Genomic DNA, 19,539 nt, shown 5'->3' on the forward strand with positions numbered 1-19,539 from the left:
TTACCGCCTCGATCTGGTGATGGTTGCTCAGTACTCGACGTTAATTGTGAGCGAGACGGACGCCGCGAGTCGCTCTCCCCCCTTGTGGGGGAGATGTCCGGCAGGATAGAGGGGGGTGAGCTAAACCCGCCGACCATCGATCAAAACGCCGCCGCGTCCAGCGCCATCACGCTGTCCGAACCCGTCTCGATGCGGGCCTTGCGCAATGCCGTCTCCGGCATCAGCCGTTCCATGAAGAAGCGGGCGGTGATCAGCTTGTTGTTGAGGAAATCGGTGCGGCTGTCGCCTGCATCGAGCTTCTCCAAGGCCGCCTTGGCCGACTTGCCCCACATGAAGCCGAGGATGACCAGGCCGAAGAGGTGCATGTAATCGGTCGCACCTGCGCCGGCATTGTCGGGCTTGGCCATGGCATTGCTCATGAACCACATGGTCGATGCCTGCAGGTCGTTGAGACCTTTCTTGATCGCTTTGGTGAAGGGCGCAAGGCGCTCGTCGCCGCGGTTTTCCTCGCAGAAGTCACCGATTTCCTTGAACACCGCCATGACGGCGCGGCCGCCATTGGCCGCGAGCTTGCGGCCGACGAGGTCCATCGCCTGTACGCCATTGGCACCTTCGTAGAGCATGGCGATGCGGGCGTCGCGGACATACTGGCTCATGCCGTGTTCTTCGATATAGCCATGGCCGCCGAACATCTGCTGGGCCTGAACGGCGTTGTCGAAGCCGCGGTCGGTCATCACGCCCTTGAGGATCGGCGTCATGATCGAGAGGATGTCGTCCGCCTTCTGGCGTTCGGCTTCATCCGGCGAGCGGTGGGCAATATCGGACTGCAGCGCGGTGTAAAGCAGGAAGGCGCGGCCGGCCTCGTTGATTGAGCGGATCTGCATCAGCGTGCGGCGAACATCGGCATGGACGATGATCGGGTCGGCCTTCTTGTCCGGCGCCTTGGGGCCGGTGAGCGAGCGGCCCTGGATGCGCTCGCGGGCATAGCTTGCAGCGCCCTGATAGGCGGCTTCGGAGATGGCAAGACCCTGCAGGCCGACGCCCAGGCGGGCCTCGTTCATCATCACGAACATCGCCGCGAGGCCCCTGTTCTCGGCGCCGATGAGATAGCCGACGGCATCGTCGTGGTTGAGCACGCAGGTCGCGTTGCCGTGGATGCCCATCTTGTGCTCGATCGCGCCGCAGGTGACGCCGTTGCGGGCGCCCACGGAGCCATCGGCATTGACGAGGAATTTGGGCACGATGAAGAGCGAGATGCCCTTGGTTCCCTCCGGCGCGCCCTCAATGCGGGCGAGAACCAGATGGATGATATTGTCGGTCATGTCGTGTTCGCCGGCCGAGATGAAAATCTTCTGGCCTGATATGCGGTAGGTGCCGTCGGGCTGCGGCACCGCCTTGGTGCGCAGCATGCCCAGATCTGTGCCGCAATGCGGTTCGGTGAGGTTCATGGTGCCGGACCACTTGCCGGAGACCATGTTGGGCACATAGGTGGTCTTCTGCGCGTCCGATCCATGGACGAGGATCGCTGCGACCGCGCCGTTGGTGAGACCAGGATACATCATCAGCGCCATGTTGGCGGAGGACATATATTCGCCGACGGCGCTGTGCAGCGTATAGGGCAGGCCCTGGCCGCCGAATTCTTCCGGCACCGACAGACCGGACCAGCCGCCTTCGCAATATTGGTCGTATGCCTGCTTGAAGCCCTTGGGCGGGGTGACCGAACCATCGTCGTTGCGCTTGCAACCTTCCTGGTCTCCGACGCGATTGAGCGGAAAGAGCACCTCTTCGGAGAGCTTGGCCGCTTCGCCCGTTATGGCCTCGATCATGTCAGGCGTGGCGTCGGCAAAGCCCGGCAGGTTATTGTACTTCTCCAGGCCGAGAACATCGTTGAGAACGAACAACGTGTCTTCGACGGGCGCTCTGTAAACGGGCATTGCGGTCTCCTCACCCCAGGCGATTGGCTTTCGATTTCAAGCTCTACTACAAAATATTGACGTTTGCGTAAACGTCAAAAATCACTTTGGAACAGGTTGGTGCTGAAAAATCGCGGCCCTCCCATCCCACGGTTGAGCGGAAATCTAACGCGAAACGCTTAAGCGAGGATGGATTGGTTGGGAAAACTGTTCTTGACGACCGGAAAAACAGAGGTCCGGCCGGAAGACGCAAACGACTGGTTAAAGAATTTTCAGACCGGTTAACGGCTTATTTACCACGATTTTTTAAATCTCGTTAATGAAACGCGGCGCGAATGTTCGATTTGGCCCGTTCTCCGCAGTAACCTGCCCTTCGCGCCAGCCCGGCGAAAGACCGCCCGGCTACCGTCCCAAGGATCAGGGTCAGCATGGAGAACCGGCTGGCATTGGCGCCGGTGGCACGAACGCCGGAAGTATCCGGCAGGGAATCGAGCGGCTGATATGAACGGATCGCGATCAAATACCCCCAATGGCGGCAAGCCTTCGCTGGATCAGCTCAATCGTACCATCGAGGGCCTCGAAGCCCGCATCCATGGATTGATGGGCGATCGCCAGCGGCCTGCAATGCCGGCCGGCGGTCCCGTCGATGCCATCCTCGAACGCCAGCGCACGCTGGGCTCGACCCGCGAACGTGTCGCATCGGTGATGGAACGGCCGCGCCAGGAGATGCCTCGCGCAGACGCCTACCGGTCCGAACCGCGTTATGATGTCCCGCCAATGGCTTCCCCCGAGCCGGCCTGGGAACGCCCGGCACCGCGCGTCGCCGCACCCGATCCCGCGCTCAGCGAGATTGCCGCGACCCTCGCTGCACTTCGGCAGGAGCTGCGCGAAGGCCTGAGCGGCGACCTCCGCGACGGCCTCGGCGAAATCCGCAGCGAGATGCGCAGCCTCAAGACGACGGCTCCGAACGAAGGCGTTGAATCGCTCCGCACCGACCTTGCCTATCTCGGCGCCTCGATCGACCGCCTGGAAAATAACAATCGCGGTGCCGACACGAGCCATCTGCGCGCCGATCTCGACGAACTCCGCGCGATGCTCAGCCATGTCGCCCGCGAGGAAAGCGTGCGCAGTCTCGAAGTGCGCGTCGCCGGCACCGAACGGGCCGTGGCGGCCTTCGACCCCGAAGCGATGCGCGAAGAACTCGTCCAGCTCGCCTGGCGCATCGACGGCATCAAGTCCGGCCTCGGCGAGATGAGCGCCGGCCCGGCGGTGCGGGCGCTCGAAGAAAAGCTGCTCGCCGTGGCCAGCGCCGTCGAGGCGGTCGGCCGAAACATGCAGAGCCAGACCGGGCTCGTTGCGCATTTCGAGAGCCTCGACCAACGGCTCGACGAGATCACCCGCGCCATCGCCGCTTCCGCACGCCAGCCGTCGGGTTCGGTTTTCGACGGCTCGACGCTGCAGCGGCTCGAGGGCCGCATCGACGAACTGGTCGATCATATCGCCGCCATGCCGCAGACCGACCCGGCTGTCGCCATCAACGACCGGATAGAGCAGCTTGCCGCGCGGATCGAAGAACTGGCCAGCGAAGAGGCGGCCCGCAAGCTCGAAGACCGCATCGCCCAGCTCTCCGGCCTGATCGAACGGAATTTCCGCGAGACGGCTGCACCGTCGGCCTTCACAGATCATCTCGAAGACATCTCGCGCAAGATTGACGGTCTCGGCGGCGCGTCGGCGTCCGACCTGATCGCGCGGCTCGACTTGCTGTCGCGCAAGATGGACGACATCGATGTCCCGCGGGATGCTCCTGTCGCCGCACCGGCCGATACGGTCGCCATGTCGCGACTGGAGAACCGGCTCGTCGACATTGCCGCGCGGCTCGACGAGAGCGCCGCTGCACCGGCCGCAGATACCGCAGCCCTCAAGAATCTCGAACGGCAGATTGCCAATCTCTCGGGTCTGCTCAACCAGTCCGGCCCGGTGAACGTCGCCGGAGGAGGTTTTCCGGAAGCGCTCGGCGAGCGGCTGAATGCGATCGAAGACTACATGGCGTCCAGCGACGAATTCATCGTCGAAGCAGCGCGCCAGGCGGCCGAGACGGTGGTCGAGGCCTATTCGCGCGGCGGCTTCGTCTCTCACGGTGCAAGTGCTTCCGAAATCACTGCGCTGACTGGACTGGCCGATGATCTCCGCGCGCTCGAAGCCTATACGCGGTCGAGCGAGGAACGCACGCAATCGACCTTTGAAGCCCTGCACGAGACGCTGGTGCAGATCGCCGGGCGGCTGAACGAACTTGGCCAGGCGGCACCGGCCGCCGCAGCGCTCGCTCCGGAACGCGCCGCCCCGGTCGAGCCCGTCCGCGAGACCAGCGAGCGCCTCAGGGAATCCGTCGCGATGCCGAAGGCGGCACAGCCGGAATTCTCCGCCATCGACATGCTTGCAGGTGATCCCCCGCCGCGGCGTGCGCCGGAGAATTCCAAGGTCGACGTGTTCGACGAAGCCGAACTCATGCCCGCGATCGAGGCACCCGTCGACGCCGTCGGTGCCGATGCGACCCCGATGGCGCCCGCCACCGCGCCAAAAATGTCCAAGAGTCTGATTGCCAGCCTCGCGGCAAAGCTGAAGCCCAGCAAGAAGAGCCCGCCTGCGGACAATACCAAACGCATGGCGGTCGACCCCACACCCGCACTCGATCCGGGTGACGCCGTCGTCGGCACCGAGTCCAATATGCTGCTCGAACCGGGCGCTGGCGTACCCGACGTCAAGAAGATCCTGGAGCGCGTCCGCAATGGCCAGGCGCCCGGCGCACGCAACGATTCGACAACCGGCACCAGCGACGTGATCGCCGCCGCCCGCCGCGCTGCCCAGGCCGCTGCCGCCGAAGCCGGTGCACAAAAGCTGGGCCAGCCGACCGCCTTCAAGAAGGAAAAGGAAAAGAGGCCTGCCAAGCTCGCCGGTTCCGGCGAGAGCTCGGTGCGCCGTCCGATCCTGCTCGCCGCCGCCGCCATCCTGCTCGTGGTCATGTCCTACCCGCTGGTCTCCAATCTGATCGGCGGCCGCACGGCTGACACGCCGGCACCGGAGGTGCTGCAGGAACGTTCCGTGACATTGCCGGAAGAGGACAACACAGCGGTCGCCGACCCCGCGCAGAAGGATGCCTCGGCGGCGGATGCCACCGCACCGGTATTGGCCAAAGAGCCGACCGATACCGCGAGCACGACCGACTCAGTGCCATCGGACCAGACCGCTGCCGACACAATCATGGAGCCGGCGGAGAGCACAGACCAGGCGACCACGTTCGAGAAGCCGGCCGACACCCAAGTGGATGCGACCGCGACGACCGATGCGGATGTGACGGAGGAGGCTCCGGCTGCGACGCTCGACACGACCAAAGCAGACGAGAAGACGACCGACCAGGCGTTCGCGACCCCGGAAAAGCCGGCAGCGGACGAGATTGCGCTACCGGCCGGCCTGCAGCCCGCAGCGCTCGTGGAGGCCGCAAAGAAAGCCGATCCTCTCGCCCTGTTCGAAATCGGCGCCCGCTATACCGATGGCCGCGGCGTCAAGACCGATCTGGCAGAAGCGGCCAAGTGGTACCAGCTCGCGGCAGATCGCGGCTCGGCTCCGGCCGAATACCGGCTGGCGAATTTCTATGAAAAGGGCAACGGTGTCACCCGTGACGTCGAGAAGGCCAAGGCGCTCTACAAGTCGGCTGCCGAAAAGGGCAATGCCAGCGCCATGCACAATCTCGCAGTGCTCTATGCCACCGGCGTCGGGGGCACGCCTGACTTTGCCGAGGCGGCACGCTGGTTCAAGGATGCGGCGAATTTCAACGTTCGCGACAGCCAGTTCAACCTCGCGATCCTCTATGCCCGCGGCAACGGCGTTCCGCAGGATCTCGAAGAGACCTACAAGTGGTTCGCGGTTGCGGCCCGCGAGGGTGACCAGGATGCGGCGCAGAAGCGCGACGAAGTCGCCAACGCGCTCACCCCTGAACAACTCAAGAGCGCCAAGGCCAAGCTCGATCTCTGGAAGCCTGCCCCGATCAACGATGCCGCCAACACGCCGATGGTGCCGGATGCCTGGCTCGCCAAGGGCAACACCACCGCGACCGTCGACATGAAGCGGGCGATCCGCAACATCCAGGCGATTCTCAACATGAACGGCTTCGACGCCGGCAAGGCCGATGGCGAGATGGGCAAGAAGACCGTCGCCGCGATCAAGGCCTTCCAGAAATCCGTCGGCCAGGAGCCATCAGGCCAGATCAATGACGCGCTGGTCAAGGAACTGCTCAAGCGCAACAAGAAGAGCTGAGCGGGAGGAATCCCGCCGGTGCCCGTCGAGCTGCAATCACGACTTAACCTGTCGATTTTGCAGTGAAATGGAAATTAATTAAACTTCGCGATAGCCGCGGCCCTGCGGTTGACAGTCACCGCCACCGGGCGCAAGACTTCATAAAAATCAATATCTAACGACGGGAACGGGCCGGAAAACTTCTCGCCCGTCATCGATCTATTGTGGCAAGGGCCCGCCGGTGACGATTTACCTGCCCATCGCCGAGCTTTCGGTGAACATCTTCATTATCCTCGGGATGGGGGCGGCCGTCGGATTCCTGTCGGGCATGTTCGGTGTCGGCGGTGGCTTTCTGATCACGCCGCTCTTGATTTTCTACAATGTCCCGCCGGCGATCGCGGTGGCGACGGGTGCCAACCAGGTCATCGCTTCGTCGATCTCGGGCGCCATCACCCATTTCCGCCGTGGTTCGCTCGATCTCAAGCTCGGCACGGTGCTGCTGGTCGGCGGCCTGCTCGGCGCCACGGTCGGCATCTGGATATTCCAGGCGCTCCGACGGCTCGGACAATTGGATCTCGTCATCTCCATCCTCTATGTCGTGTTGCTCACCTCCGTCGGTGGCTTGATGATGTGGGAAAGCGTCAATGCCATCCGGCGTGCGCGGCTCAACGAGCCGGTCACCCTCAAGCGCACCGGCCAGCACAACTGGGTGCACCGTCTGCCGTTCAAGATGCGCTTCAAGAAATCGAAGATCTATCTCTCGGTCGTTCCGATAGCAGCGCTCGGCTTTGGCGTCGGCATCCTGACGTCGATCATGGGCGTCGGCGGCGGCTTCATCATGGTGCCGGCGATGATCTATCTGCTGCGCATCCCGACCAGCGTCGTGGTCGGAACATCGCTCTTCCAGATCATCTTCGTCTCGACCTATTCGACCATCGTGCAGGCTGTGGTGAACCACACAGTCGATATCGTGCTCGCCTTCATCCTGATGCTGGCAGGCGTGGTGGCCGCGCAATATGGCGTGCGCGCCGGTCAGAAGCTCAAGGCGGAGCAGTTGAGGGCGCTGCTGGCCCTTCTCATCCTCGCCGTCGGTGCACGACTGGCGATCGACCTCTTCAGCGCGCCTGGCGACATCTATTCCATCGTTCGCTCGGGAGCAACGCGGTGAGGTGGCGGGCGGTCATCGCGCTGCTGCTCCTGGCGGCGGGTAACGCCGCCGCGCAGGTGGCTGCGCCCGAAGACCTGCCGCCGACACGTGAGGCGCTGAACATCGGCATTTCCTCGACAAAGATCGCCATTGTTCCGGATTTCGCCGGGACGGACGTTACGATCTTCGGGGCGATCGAAAATGTCGATCCAGGTCTCCTCGCCAGACACGGCTATGACATCGTCGTGGCGCTCGAGGGACCGCGGGACCGCATCACCATGCGCCGCAAGGAACGCGTTGCCGGCATCTGGATCAACCGGCATTCCGTCGTCTTCGAGGCCATGCCCGAATCCTATTCGATGACCTCGACCCGCGATCTGTCCCTCATCGCGAGCGACCTCGAGCTTGTGACCCATGCCGTCGGCCTGCCGCGGGCGCGGATTGTACCAAGTTCCTTTTCAGGGCGTGCCGAAGAAGTGGCGCTCTATCGCGACGCTTTCCTCAAGCTCAAGACCGAGTCGCGGCTCTATCAGGAAAATCCTGGCGGCGTGAAATTCGTGTCTTCGTCGCTCTTCGCGGCGACCATCCACATTCCCGCCGACGTCCCGAACGGCCGCCACATCATCCGCGCCTATCTCTTCAAGGATGGGCGGATGTTCGACGAAAAGCAGTTGGAGATGGAGGTCGTCAAGACCGGGCTGGAAGAGTCGATCACGGCTGCGGCGTTTGATCAGCCGCTGATGTATGGCGTGTTTGCGGTGCTGCTTGCAGTGCTGACCGGATGGGCCGCGAGTCTTATGTTTAGAAGGGATTGACGGGGTACGCCGACCTTGTTCACCTGAGCGTCCACGCCTCGCAACAATCGACCACAGGTTCGCACGTGGCGAGGCCGCGAGTCTACCTCTCCCCTTGCGGCAGAGGATAGCAAGTCCGCATGAGACGTAGGCGAATGCCGGACGCGCTTGGAGAGGGGTGAAGAAACCCTTCCAAAAAAATTTGGGGTATTATTGATTGAATACAATCCACTAACCCAATTTTTCCCCGCCCCCTCGGGCCATGCGATAATCACTCCCGTCCCGCATCGGCTACCACGCATGGCGATGCGTCGAGGCGGGGTCGGTGTTGCTGGCGTGGGGAGACGACGCAAAGCTCCATGTCAGGGCCCGTGCAGAAAATGGTCCTCCTCAGGCCTGAAAAAGGGCCTGGCGTGCCTGTGAGGCATAGGAGGCATCGGATGCCAAGCGGGAGGTGATGGTCCCGCGGGCCCGACATGCCAGCGATGGATGGCGGGCTTCACATCGCGGGCGGGTAGGCTGAACAGGCGCACCCGTTCCCAAGGCATTCGGTGACGCAGAGGGACCGGAGTTGCGCGGGAAAAACCACCGAACGGGGCACCGAAACGGGCCTTATCGGCTGCCGAGAGGCAGTCATTACTAACGTGGCACGATTTCGTGCCCCGGCCGATCTCTCATGCGCAAGCGGGGGATCGGAAGCGTAGCATGGTCAAACCACGGAGCGGAACCGCCCGCGTGAACGCGGAGGTGTGCTTGCGGCCCGGCCGTTACGCCGAAGGCGCCAGAGCCGGCAATCTTTGCACCAGCGGATCCTTGCCGAGACCATCACATTCACGAGAGTCAACTGCCTGGAGATAAAAAAGATGGAACCGGTTTGCAGCTCTGGGAATTCAATCTGCATGAACTTGAAGCCGCTGGAACTCTCGATGTTCCGCGCTCCGTTGGAGATTAGTCATGTTTGTCCGCTTCCTATCTGCTGCCGTCCTGGCGATGGCGCTTGCGACCGGTCCGGCCATTGCGGCCGACGAGAATGCCGCCCGTGAGGATATCGCACTCGCCCGCAATTCGATGCTGCTTTTCGGCGGCCCGTCGAAGGATTATCCCCGCATCGGCATCATTACCTGGGGCCAGGGGCTGTCGGTCCTTGCCTGCGAGCCGACCGCCACCTGGTGCGAAGTCGAGGCCGATGGCCAGCGCGGCTGGGTCCAGTCGTCGAAGCTTACTTGGGCCACTGACGGCCAGCGCAAGGTCATGCGCAAGCGCATCAGCCCGCTGCGCATCACGCTCTGAGCGCAAACCACGGTGTTTTCAGCCCTTCCGGCAGCAAACCGCCCTGCCGGATGAAGGGAAAATTAAGGGAAACGTGAAATACGAAACAGGTAAGTATTTGTGGGCGTTGGCGCGTTCCTGCACCTCGAACCGGGCAATCGATGTCGGATAGAAACCACCCGCTCGCCTTGAGCCGCAGTTCTCAGCTGCATTACCTGCCGGCTGTCGTCGCGCTTGTTACCATGGTCTTCATCTTCTTTTTCGCCGACTGGCAGGTGCGCTATTCGAGCGAGCGGGATATGCGCCAGCAGGTTTCCGAGACGCTCGGCAAGATCCGCACCCGGCTCGAAAACGATATCCACGGCAATGTGAAACTGGTCCAGGGCTATGTCGCCGTGCTCGAAACCGAGCCGGACATGGACCAGGCGCGCTATTCCGAACTCGGTGCGCGTATCGTCACCGGCGACACGCCGATCCGTAATGTCGCCGCCGCGCCCGGCTTCGTCGTATCGCTCGTCTATCCCATCAAGGGTAACGAACGGGTCGTCGGCCTCGACTACACGAAGAATGACACCCAGCGCGCGGCAGCGCTCAAGGTCCGCGATACCAAACAATTGCTGCTGACCGGCCCCGTCAAGCTGGTGCAGGGCGGAGAGGCTGTGATCGCCCGCTTCCCGGTGATCGACGCGCGGCCCGACGGCAGCGGGCATTTCTGGGGCATCGTCTCGGCGGTTTTCGATCTGCAGAAGCTTTACCAAAGCAGCGGACTTCTCTCGGACGATCTGGCGATTGAAGTGGCCATCGAAACCGAGAAGAGCGGCAAGGTCGATCCAGCGCCCTTCTTCGGGCAGGCGTCGATCCTGACGCAGAGTCCCGTGGAGATGACCATGCCCCTCGGTCACGAGGACTGGCGGTTCTCAGCCATACCCAAGGGCGGCTGGGCCATGCCAAAGCTGCAGCTCTGGGGCATCCGCGGTCTTTTGGCATTGATCGCCTTCATCGTCATTGCGCCGATGGTCTGGACGGCACGGCTCACCCAGGAGCGCGAGCGCCATCTCGGAAAGCTGCGCGAGCATGAAGACGAGATGCGAACGATGTCTCAGCGTCTGCAGATCGCGCTCGACAGTTCGAAGATCGGTATCTGGGATTACGATGCGATCACCGGATCGCTGATCTGGGACGAACGCATGCAGGCCCTCTATGACGTCAAGCTCCCCGACGGAAGGGCGAGCTATGCAGACTGGAAGGGCGGGCTTCATCCTGCGGATCTGTCGCGCTCAGAGGCAGAATTCGCCCGCGCGATCGAGACGGGCGAGCAATACCATACGCAGTTCCGAGTGATCTGGCGCAATGGCGACATCCGTCATATCAGGGCGATCGGCACGACCGTGAAGGGTTCTCTCGGCCACAAGAAGATCGTCGGCGTTAACTGGGACGTTACCGATGACATCCGTCTGCAGGAGGATCTCCGCCGAGCCAAGCAGGTATCCGATATCCAGAATGAGCAGCTCGAGGAAGCGCGTCTCGTCATGGAGAGTGCGGCACTCCACGACGCGCTGACCGGCCTGCCCAACCGTCGCTATCTCGACAGGATCGTCGCAGAGCATGAGGCGCGCTCAACCGACGCAGCCGCGCTCACCGTGATGCATATCGACCTCGATCGTTTCAAGGACATCAACGACACGCTGGGCCATGCGGCCGGCGACCGCATTCTCCGATATGCTGCCACGACGCTGGCCGAGTCCGTCTTCGAAGGCGATTTCCTCGCCCGCATCGGCGGTGATGAGTTTGTGGTGATCTCGGCACCGCAGAATGCCGACAAGGACTACGGCGAGCTTGCGGGGCGGCTGATCGAGGCGATCTCGCGGCCGCTCATCCATGAAGGCCACGAATGTCGTGTCGGATCGTCGATCGGCATTGCCACGCGCAGCGGCGCGGATTCGAAGATCGAACAGGTCCTCGTCAACGCGGATATCGCGCTTTACGAAGCCAAGCGTCGCGGCCGGAACCGGGTCGAGAGCTTTACCGACTCGCTGAGGCTCGAGGTGGTCAACACCAAGCGGACCGCGGATGAGATCCTGCGCGGTCTCGAACAAAACGAATTCATCGCCTATTTCCAACCGCAGTTCGATGCGCACACGCTGGAGATCGTCGGGTTGGAAGCACTGGCGCGCTGGGATCACCCGACCAAGGGCATTCTTCCACCCGCCGCGTTCCTCCGGATTGCCGAGAACCTCAAGGTCGTCGCCCAGATCGATGCCATCGTGCTGAACCATGCGTTGCTCCAGCAGTTCCGGCTCAATGCCAGCGGCTATCCAATCCCCAAGGTCTCGGTGAACGTCTCCGCCCAGCGCCTGATGGACGAGACGCTGTTCGAGCGGCTTGGGAGCCTGTCGTTCCGTCCAGGCTCGCTATCCTTCGAACTCTTGGAGTCGATTTCCTTCGACGGCGAGGACAGCGAACTGATCCACCAGATCGAGCGGTTGAAATCGCTGGGCGCCGATATCGAGATCGACGATTTCGGCTCCGGCCACGCTTCGATCGTGACCCTTCTGAAACTCCATCCGCGCCGGCTGAAGATCGATCGCCAGCTGGTGATCCCGCTGCTCGAATCCAAGGCGCAGCAGCAACTCGTCGCCTCGATCATCGAGATCGGCCGGTCGCGTGGCATCGAGATCGTCGCCGAAGGCGTCGAGACCATGGCCCATGCCGAGATCCTGCGCGACCTCGGCTGCGACACCCTGCAGGGCTACGCGCTTGCCAGGCCGATGTCGCCGGGCGACCTCCTCGGCTTTGTCAGCGAGCGCCGTTGGATGGATGGTCGCGAGAGCATGATCCGCAAGGCCTGACCCTATTTCGGCAGCTCGGCGGTGACGACCCGCGTGCCATGGAATATTTCATGGAATCGAGAAAGCCGCTCGGGCAGCGGGAACCAAGTCGTCGGGTCGGCGTTTTGACCAGGTTTTGGGAGAGCAGGGTAACATGATGTTTCTCGACGAAGACGACATGACAGCGGTCGATAACGGCATCGCTCTGATGGAGCGCGGCATCCGGCAGCAGGAGAGAATTATCTCAGAACTCAGGCGGCTGGGTGAGCCGACGCAACTGGCCGAGAAGTTCCTGCTACGGCTGCGAGACACGCTGCAGGCGCGCCGACACTATCGCGATCGGATGCTGGTCGACAGCACGGAACCCCGGGCAAGACTCGCATAGTCAGGCGATCACATAGCCTCCCGACTTCGTCAGTCCATGACAAACCCGGTCACTACCCTGTGTGCGCCTGCAATTCCCGGTTAGGAAGCCGGCGGCGATACGATACAATGGGGTGTGATTCGACTCAGGCCTACGTCAGGGAGCTTAGGATGATCGAGAATTCCGACTATGATGCAGTACGCGAGCGCGCCTACGAAATCTGGGAGCGCGAAGGCAGGCCGGACGGTCAGCATGAAAATCATTGGAGGCAGGCTCTGGCCGAATTGGCTCTGATGGACCCTGTCGAACTGCAGAACGACAACAAGAAAGCCAGGCCTCGCAAGAAGACCGCGATGGCCGCCGAATAGCGAGCGGCTCGCCCGAGGCGTCCTGCGCCGTGAGCGCGTGGCGACCAATGCCTGTTGTCGGGATTCGCGCCGATCCCTAGCGCGCAGCGCTGCGCCGCCACGTCTCGATTTCGAGGGGTGATTGGCGGGCATTTTTCTGGCCCAGCTCATCCCAAGCAGCCCTCTTCCGGTCACAGACGCTTCCCCATGAAAATGCGATCTTGTCTGGGAACCGAACCGAGTCTGGCGCGTTCACCAGCGGGAAATTCCGCCGAGAGGCGTCAGGGGGATCGATGGACGCAGCTGCAAAACCCGCCAGGCGGCGGGAAAGTTCCAAGAATCAGTCGGGCGAAGTTATGCAGGGGCCCGAGCCTGCGGCGCTCGCACTGCTTGCCGCTCTTCAGGCCATGCGCCGCGGGGACTTTTCGGTCCGGCTGCCGGGAAACCAGACCGGCATCGAGGGCAAGATCGCCGATACCTTCAACGAAATCGTCGAAGCCAATGAGAACATAGCCCAACAGCTCGAATATATCGGCCAGATGGTCGGCCGCGAAGGCAAGATCAATACCCGCGTCCGCTTCGAGCGTTCGAGTGGCGCATGGGCGGATATCGAGCGCTCGGTCAACACGCTGGTCGACGACCTGAGCTGGCCGACGACGCAGGTGACGCGCTCGATCACGGCCGTCGCCAAGGGCGATCTGCTGCAGACTGTCCCGCTCGACGTCGACGGGCGCCCACTGCAAGGCGAGTTCCTGCGCTCGGCATCGATCGTCAACACGATGATCAAGCAGCTCAACATCTTCACCTCGGAAGTGACGCGCGTCGCCCGCGAAGTCGGCACCGACGGCAAGCTCGGCGGCCAGGCGCAGGTCAGCGAAGTGACCGGCGTGTGGAAGGACCTCACCGAGAGCGTCAATTCCATGGCGTCGAACCTGACCGCGCAAGTGCGCAACATCGCCGAAGTGACGATCGCGGTGGCCAACGGCGACCTCTCGAAGAAGATCACGGTCGACGTACGCGGCGAGATCCTGCAGCTCAAGGAAGCCATCAACACGATGGTCGACCAGCTGCGCTCCTTCGCCTCGGAAGTGACGCGCGTGGCTCGTGAAGTGGGCACCGAAGGCAAGCTTGGTGGCCAGGCGCTGGTGCCCGGCGTCGCCGGCACTTGGAAGGACCTGACGGACTCCGTCAACGCCATGTGCGGCAACCTGACCGCCCAGGTGCGCAACATCGCGCAGGTGACCACGGCCGTGGCGCGCGGCGACCTTTCGCGCAAGATCACGGTCAACGTCTCCGGCGAAATCCTGGAACTCAAGGAAACCATCAATACGATGGTGGACCAGCTCAACGGCTTTGCCGGCGAAGTGACGCGCGTGGCCCGTGAAGTGGGCACCGAAGGCCGCCTGGGTGGCCAGGCGCAGGTGCCGGGAGTCGCAGGCACGTGGAAAGACTTGACCGACAACGTCAACTCCATGGCATCGAACCTTACGGCGCAGGTGCGCAATATTGCCGAAGTCTCGACCGCCATCGCCAATGGCGACCTGTCGAAGAAGATCACGGTGACCGTGTCCGGTGAAATCCTTGAACTTAAGGAAACCATCAACACGATGGTGGACCAGCTCAATGGTTTTGCCGGTGAAGTCACCCGCGTGGCGCGCGAGGTCGGCACCGATGGCCGGCTCGGTGGCCAGGCGCTCGTGCCCGGCGTTGCCGGTACCTGGAAAGACCTGACCGACAACGTCAACTCCATGGCGTCGAACCTTACGGCGCAGGTGCGCAACATCGCTGAAGTCTCGACCGCCATCGCCAGCGGCGACCTGTCGAAGAAGATCACGGTTACGGTGTCGGGCGAAATCCTGGAACTCAAGGAGACCATCAACACGATGGTCGACCAGCTGAACGGCTTTGCCGGCGAAGTGACGCGCGTCGCGCGAGAAGTCGGCACCGAAGGCCGGCTCGGAGGCCAGGCCAAGGTGCGCGGCGTTGCGGGTACGTGGAAGGACTTGACGGACTCGGTCAATTCGATGGCGTCGAACCTGACCGCGCAGGTGCGCAATATCGCCGAAGTGGCGACCGCCGTCGCGCAGGGCGACCTGTCGAAGAAGATCACTGTGACGGTCTCCGGCGAAATCCTGGAGCTCAAGGAAACCATCAACACGATGGTGGATCAGCTGAACGGCTTCGCCGGCGAGGTCACCCGCGTCGCCCGCGAAGTGGGCACCGAGGGTCGACTCGGTGGCCAGGCAAATGTGCTCGGCGTTGCCGGCACGTGGAAAGACCTGACGGACTCCGTCAATTCCATGGCCGGCAACCTCACGGCGCAGGTGCGAAATATCGCGGAAGTGTCGACCGCCATCGCCAACGGCGACTTGTCGCGCAAAATCACGGTCGATGTGCGCGGCGAAATTCTCCAGCTCAAGGAGACGTTGAACACGATGGTGGACCAGCTCAACCGGTTCGCCTCGGAAGTGACGCGCGTCGCCCGCGAAGTCGGTACGGAGGGCAAGCTCGGTGGCCAGGCGCAGGTACCGGGCGTGGCCGGGACATGGAAGGACTTGACCGAAAACGTCAACTCGATGGCCTCGAACCTGACGGGCCAGGTGCGCAACATCGCGGAAGTCACCACGGCGGTGGCGCGCGGCGACCTCAGCCGCAAGATCACCGTGGACGTGAAGGGCGAAATCCTCGAGCTGAAAAACACCATCAACACGATGGTGGACCAGCTGAATGCTTTCGCCGGCGAAGTGACGCGCGTGGCGCGCGAAGTGGGTACGGAAGGCAAGCTCGGCGGTCAGGCCCAGGTGTCGGGCGTCGCCGGTACGTGGAAGGACCTGACAGACTCGGTCAATTCGATGGCCGGCAATCTGACCGCGCAGGTGCGCAACATCGCCGAGGTCGCGACGGCGATCGCCAACGGCGACCTGTCGCGCAAGATCACGGTCGACGTGCGTGGCGAAATTCTGCTGCTCAAGGATACGCTCAATACCATGGTCGACCAGCTCCGCTCCTTTGCGGGTGAAGTGACGCGCGTGGCTCGCGAAGTGGGTACGGATGGACGCCTCGGTGGTCAGGCCGTGGTGCCCGGCGTGGCCGGCACCTGGAAGGACCTGACCGACAACGTCAACCTGCTCGCGGCGAACCTCACCACGCAGGTCCGTAACATTGCGGAAGTCACCACGGCCGTGGCGCGCGGCGACCTTAGCCGCAAGATCACCGTGGACGTGAAGGGCGAAATCCTCGAACTGAAGAACACCATCAACACGATGGTGGACCAGCTCAACGCCTTTGCCGGCGAAGTGACGCGCGTGGCCCGCGAAGTCGGCACCGAGGGCAAGCTCGGCGGCCAGGCGCAGGTGCCCGGTGTTGCCGGCACCTGGAAGGACCTGACCGACACCGTCAACGTCATGGCGGCGAACCTGACCGAACAGGTGCGCGGCATCGTCAAGGTCGTGACCGCGGTGGCGAACGGCGACCTGAAGCAGAACCTGACGGTCGCCTCCAAGGGCGAGGTCGCGGCGCTCGCCGAGACCATCAACAACATGACCAACACGCTCGCCACCTTCGCCGATCAGGTGACGACGGTGGCGCGCGAAGTGGGGGTGGAAGGGCGTCTCGGCGGCCAGGCGCATGTGCCGGGCACCGCCGGCACCTGGGAAGACCTGACCGGCAACGTCAACCTGCTGGCGGCGAACCTCACCACCCAGGTGCGCGCCATCGCGGAAGTCGCGACCGCCGTCACCAAGGGCGACCTGACGCGCTCCATCCAGGTCGAGGCCCGCGGCGAAGTCGCCGAACTCAAGGACAATATCAACACGATGATCGACAACCTCCGTCTCACGACGGAGCGCAATACCGAGCAAGACTGGCTGAAGACCAACCTCGCGCGCTTCACCAACATGCTGCAGGGCCAGCGCGACCTTTCGACGGTCGGCCGCATGCTGCTGTCGGAACTCGCTCCGCTCGTCGGCGCTCAGCATGGCGTGATCTACTCGGTCGCCGGCGATGGCGAATCCGGACAACTCCGGCTTCTGTCCGCCTATGCCAGCGATGGTGTCCGCGGCCATCCGGAGCGCCTGAAGATGGGTCAGGGCCTCATCGGTCAATGCGCGCTGGATGCGCGGCGCATTCTCCTCACCGAAATGCCGCGCGAGATCACGCCGATCGGCTCGGGTGTGTTCAAGACCAAGCCTAGGAGCGCGATCGTGCTTCCGGTGCATTTCGAAGGGCAGGTCAAGGCGGTCATCGAGCTCGCCTCCACCGGCAGCTTCACCGAGCTGCAGCTCTCGTTCCTCGACCAGCTGACGACGTCGATCGGCATTGTGCTCAACTCGATCGAAGCGACCATGCAGACCGAGGGCCTGCTAACGCAGTCGCAGCAGCTGGCGACCGAGCTTCAGTCGCAGCAGCGCGAATTGCAGCAGACCAACGACCAGCTGGAGCAGAAGGCGCAGCAGCTCGCCGAACGAAATGTCGAAGTCGAAGCCAAGAACCAGGAAATCGAACAGGCCCGCCGCGCGCTCGAGGAAAAGGCGACCGAGCTGGCGCTGACCTCGAAATACAAGTCCGAGTTCCTGGCCAACATGTCGCATGAGCTGCGCACGCCGCTCAACTCGATCCTGATCCTCGGCCAGCAGCTGACCGACAATCCGGAAGGCAACCTGACCGGAAAGCAGGTCGAGTTCGCCCGCACCATCCACGGCGCCGGCACCGATCTGCTCAACCTGATCAGCGACATCCTCGACCTTTCGAAGATCGAGTCGGGCACGGTTTCGGTCGAGGCGGAGGAAATCTTCTTCTCGAGCCTCGTCGACATGCTGACGCGGCCGTTCCGGCACGAGGCCGACAATCGCCGGCTTGCCTTCGAGGCGGAGCTCTCGCCGGAGCTCGACCGCAGCATCATCACCGACTCCAAGCGTCTGCAGCAGGTGCTGAAGAACCTGCTTTCCAACGCCTTCAAGTTCACCCTGGAGGGTAGCGTCCGCCTGCGCGTGATGCCGGTCAAGGGCGGCTGGAGCCCCGACAATTCCTCCCTCAACCATGCGCCGTCGGTGGTTTCCTTCGAGGTCTCCGACACCGGCATCGGCATTCCGCCGGAAAAGCAGAGGATCATCTTCGAGGCCTTCCAGCAGGCGGATGCCTCGACCAGCCGCCAATATGGCGGCACGGGCCTCGGGCTTGCCATCAGCCGCGAGCTGGCAAACCTGCTCGGCGGTGAAATCCAGCTCCGGAGCACGCCGGGTGTCGGCAGCACGTTTACGCTCTATCTGCCGCAAACCTATGTCGGGACGGCGTCCGCGCCGGTGAGAATCGCCCCGCAGGACGCGAAGCCCACGCTGCAGGCGCGGCCGTCGGGCTTGCTGACCGAGGCCGCCTTCGAGCAACTGGCCGATGATCGCAATGCAATCCAGCCGGGTGATGCGATCCTGCTCGTCGTCGAGGACGACCAGCATTATGCATCGGTCATGGCGGACCTGGCGCGCGACAACGGCTTCAAGGTGCTGATCGCGCATCGTGGTGCGGAGGCGCTCGATCTGGCGCGCGAGTTCCAGCCGACGGCTGTCACGCTCGATATTTTCCTGCCTGATATGCTCGGTTGGACTGTTCTCAGTCAACTCAAGCAGAACCCGCTGACGCGGCATATCCCGGTGCAGATCGTGACGCTTGACGAGGACCGGCAGCATGGGCTTGCGCGCGGCGCCTATGGCTTCATGACCAAGCCGACGACATTGGGTGGGCTCGACAAGGCGCTCGCCAAGCTCAAGGATTTCGCCAAGCCGCGGCGCAAGCGCCTCCTGCTCGTCGAGGATGATGAGCGCGAGCGGATCGGCGTCGCCGAATTGCTCGGCCACGAGGATATCGACCTCATGAGTGTGGATACCGGCGCCGACGCGCTGAAGCAGCTGCGCGAAGATCCGCCGGATTGCATGGTGCTCGACCTCAAGCTGCCCGACATGTCGGGCTTCGATGTGCTCGATCAGATCCGCGACGATGCGAGCATAGGAGATGTCCCCGTCATCATTTTCACCGGCCGCGAATTGTCGCCCGAGGAAGACGCGCAGCTTCACACGATGGCGCGAAGCGTCGTCGTCAAGGGCGTCGAATCCCCCGAGCGTCTGCTCGACGAAACAGCGCTTTTCCTCCACCGGATCGTGGCGGACATGCCGCCTGCCAAGCAGAAGATGCTGGAGAAGCTGCACGGGTCTGACGAGGATCTCATTGGCCGCACCGTGCTCCTGGTCGACGACGATGCCCGCAACATCTTCGCGCTGAGCAGCGTGCTGGAGCGGCGCGGGATGAATGTGCTGACCGCCACCAACGGCAGCGACGCGATCTCCATCATCGAGAAGGAGCCGAAGGTCGCCATCGTTCTCATGGATATCATGATGCCCGGAATGGACGGCTATGAAACAATGCAGGCGATCCGGTCCGATCCGGCATTCAGGCGGCTTCCGATCATCGCCCTGACCGCGAAGGCCATGAAGGGCGACCGGGAGAAGTGCCTTGAGGCGGGTGCATCGGACTACCTGGCGAAGCCGGTGAATACCGAGCAATTGCTGACCGCATTGCGCATGTGGCTGCATCGCTAA

At 62.9% G+C, this 19,539-nt stretch carries 9 protein-coding genes; 8 read left to right on the forward strand and 1 reads right to left on the reverse strand.

Features of this window, described 5'->3' with window-relative positions:
* Positions 1-140: 140 nt before the first annotated feature.
* Positions 141-1,934 carry an acyl-CoA dehydrogenase C-terminal domain-containing protein gene (locus tag AC2YI2_RS28830; protein ID WP_487389980.1) on the reverse strand — a complete coding sequence of 598 codons (1,794 nt, stop codon included), beginning with the start codon at positions 1,932-1,934 and terminating at the stop codon, positions 141-143.
* Positions 1,935-2,414: 480 nt separating this feature from the next.
* Here AC2YI2_RS28830 and AC2YI2_RS28835 point away from each other — a divergent pair, with 480 nt between their 5' ends.
* From AC2YI2_RS28835 to AC2YI2_RS28870, 8 genes are all read left to right on the forward strand, one after another.
* The gene (locus AC2YI2_RS28835; RefSeq protein ID WP_487389981.1) at positions 2,415-6,224 is read left to right on the forward strand and encodes a peptidoglycan-binding protein; all 3,810 of its coding nucleotides are present in this window, start codon (positions 2,415-2,417) and stop codon (positions 6,222-6,224) included.
* 220 nt (positions 6,225-6,444) lie between these two features.
* Positions 6,445-7,371 (forward strand): sulfite exporter TauE/SafE family protein, encoded by a 927-nt coding sequence (locus AC2YI2_RS28840; protein WP_487389982.1) that lies wholly within the window; start codon positions 6,445-6,447, stop codon positions 7,369-7,371.
* Positions 7,368-8,165, forward strand: coding sequence for a TIGR02186 family protein (locus AC2YI2_RS28845; RefSeq protein ID WP_487389983.1), 798 nt, complete (start codon positions 7,368-7,370; stop codon positions 8,163-8,165). Before AC2YI2_RS28840 ends, AC2YI2_RS28845 begins: the two co-directional genes overlap by 4 nt.
* A gap of 933 nt (positions 8,166-9,098) precedes the next feature.
* Positions 9,099-9,434 carry an SH3 domain-containing protein gene (locus tag AC2YI2_RS28850; protein WP_487389984.1) on the forward strand — a complete coding sequence of 112 codons (336 nt, stop codon included), beginning with the start codon at positions 9,099-9,101 and terminating at the stop codon, positions 9,432-9,434.
* A 140-nt stretch (positions 9,435-9,574) separates the two neighbouring features.
* The gene (locus tag AC2YI2_RS28855; RefSeq protein WP_487389985.1) at positions 9,575-12,262 is read left to right on the forward strand and encodes a bifunctional diguanylate cyclase/phosphodiesterase; all 2,688 of its coding nucleotides are present in this window, start codon (positions 9,575-9,577) and stop codon (positions 12,260-12,262) included.
* A gap of 133 nt (positions 12,263-12,395) precedes the next feature.
* On the forward strand, positions 12,396-12,626 hold the full coding sequence (locus tag AC2YI2_RS28860) for a hypothetical protein (protein WP_487389986.1): 231 nt from the start codon (positions 12,396-12,398) through the stop codon (positions 12,624-12,626).
* 149 nt (positions 12,627-12,775) lie between these two features.
* On the forward strand, positions 12,776-12,973 hold the full coding sequence (locus AC2YI2_RS28865; RefSeq protein WP_487389987.1) for a DUF2934 domain-containing protein: 198 nt from the start codon (positions 12,776-12,778) through the stop codon (positions 12,971-12,973).
* A 335-nt stretch (positions 12,974-13,308) separates the two neighbouring features.
* Positions 13,309-19,539, forward strand: coding sequence for a HAMP domain-containing protein (locus tag AC2YI2_RS28870; RefSeq protein WP_487389988.1), 6,231 nt, complete (start codon positions 13,309-13,311; stop codon positions 19,537-19,539).

Source organism: Rhizobium sp. SRI_017 (assembly GCF_057586295.1).

Bases quoted from the DNA above. Each gene is read 5' to 3' on its own strand.
- AC2YI2_RS28835 (WP_487389981.1), top strand. From the start codon at position 2,415: ATGAACGGATCGCGATCAAATACCCCCAATGGCGGCAAGCCTTCGCTG.
- AC2YI2_RS28860 (WP_487389986.1), top strand. From the start codon at position 12,396: ATGATGTTTCTCGACGAAGACGACATGACAGCGGTCGATAACGGCATC.
- AC2YI2_RS28865 (WP_487389987.1), top strand. From the start codon at position 12,776: ATGATCGAGAATTCCGACTATGATGCAGTACGCGAGCGCGCCTACGAA.
- AC2YI2_RS28855 (WP_487389985.1), top strand. From the start codon at position 9,575: ATGTCGGATAGAAACCACCCGCTCGCCTTGAGCCGCAGTTCTCAGCTG.
- AC2YI2_RS28870 (WP_487389988.1), top strand. From the start codon at position 13,309: ATGCAGGGGCCCGAGCCTGCGGCGCTCGCACTGCTTGCCGCTCTTCAG.
- AC2YI2_RS28850 (WP_487389984.1), top strand. From the start codon at position 9,099: ATGTTTGTCCGCTTCCTATCTGCTGCCGTCCTGGCGATGGCGCTTGCG.
- AC2YI2_RS28830 (WP_487389980.1), bottom strand. From the start codon at position 1,934: ATGCCCGTTTACAGAGCGCCCGTCGAAGACACGTTGTTCGTTCTCAAC.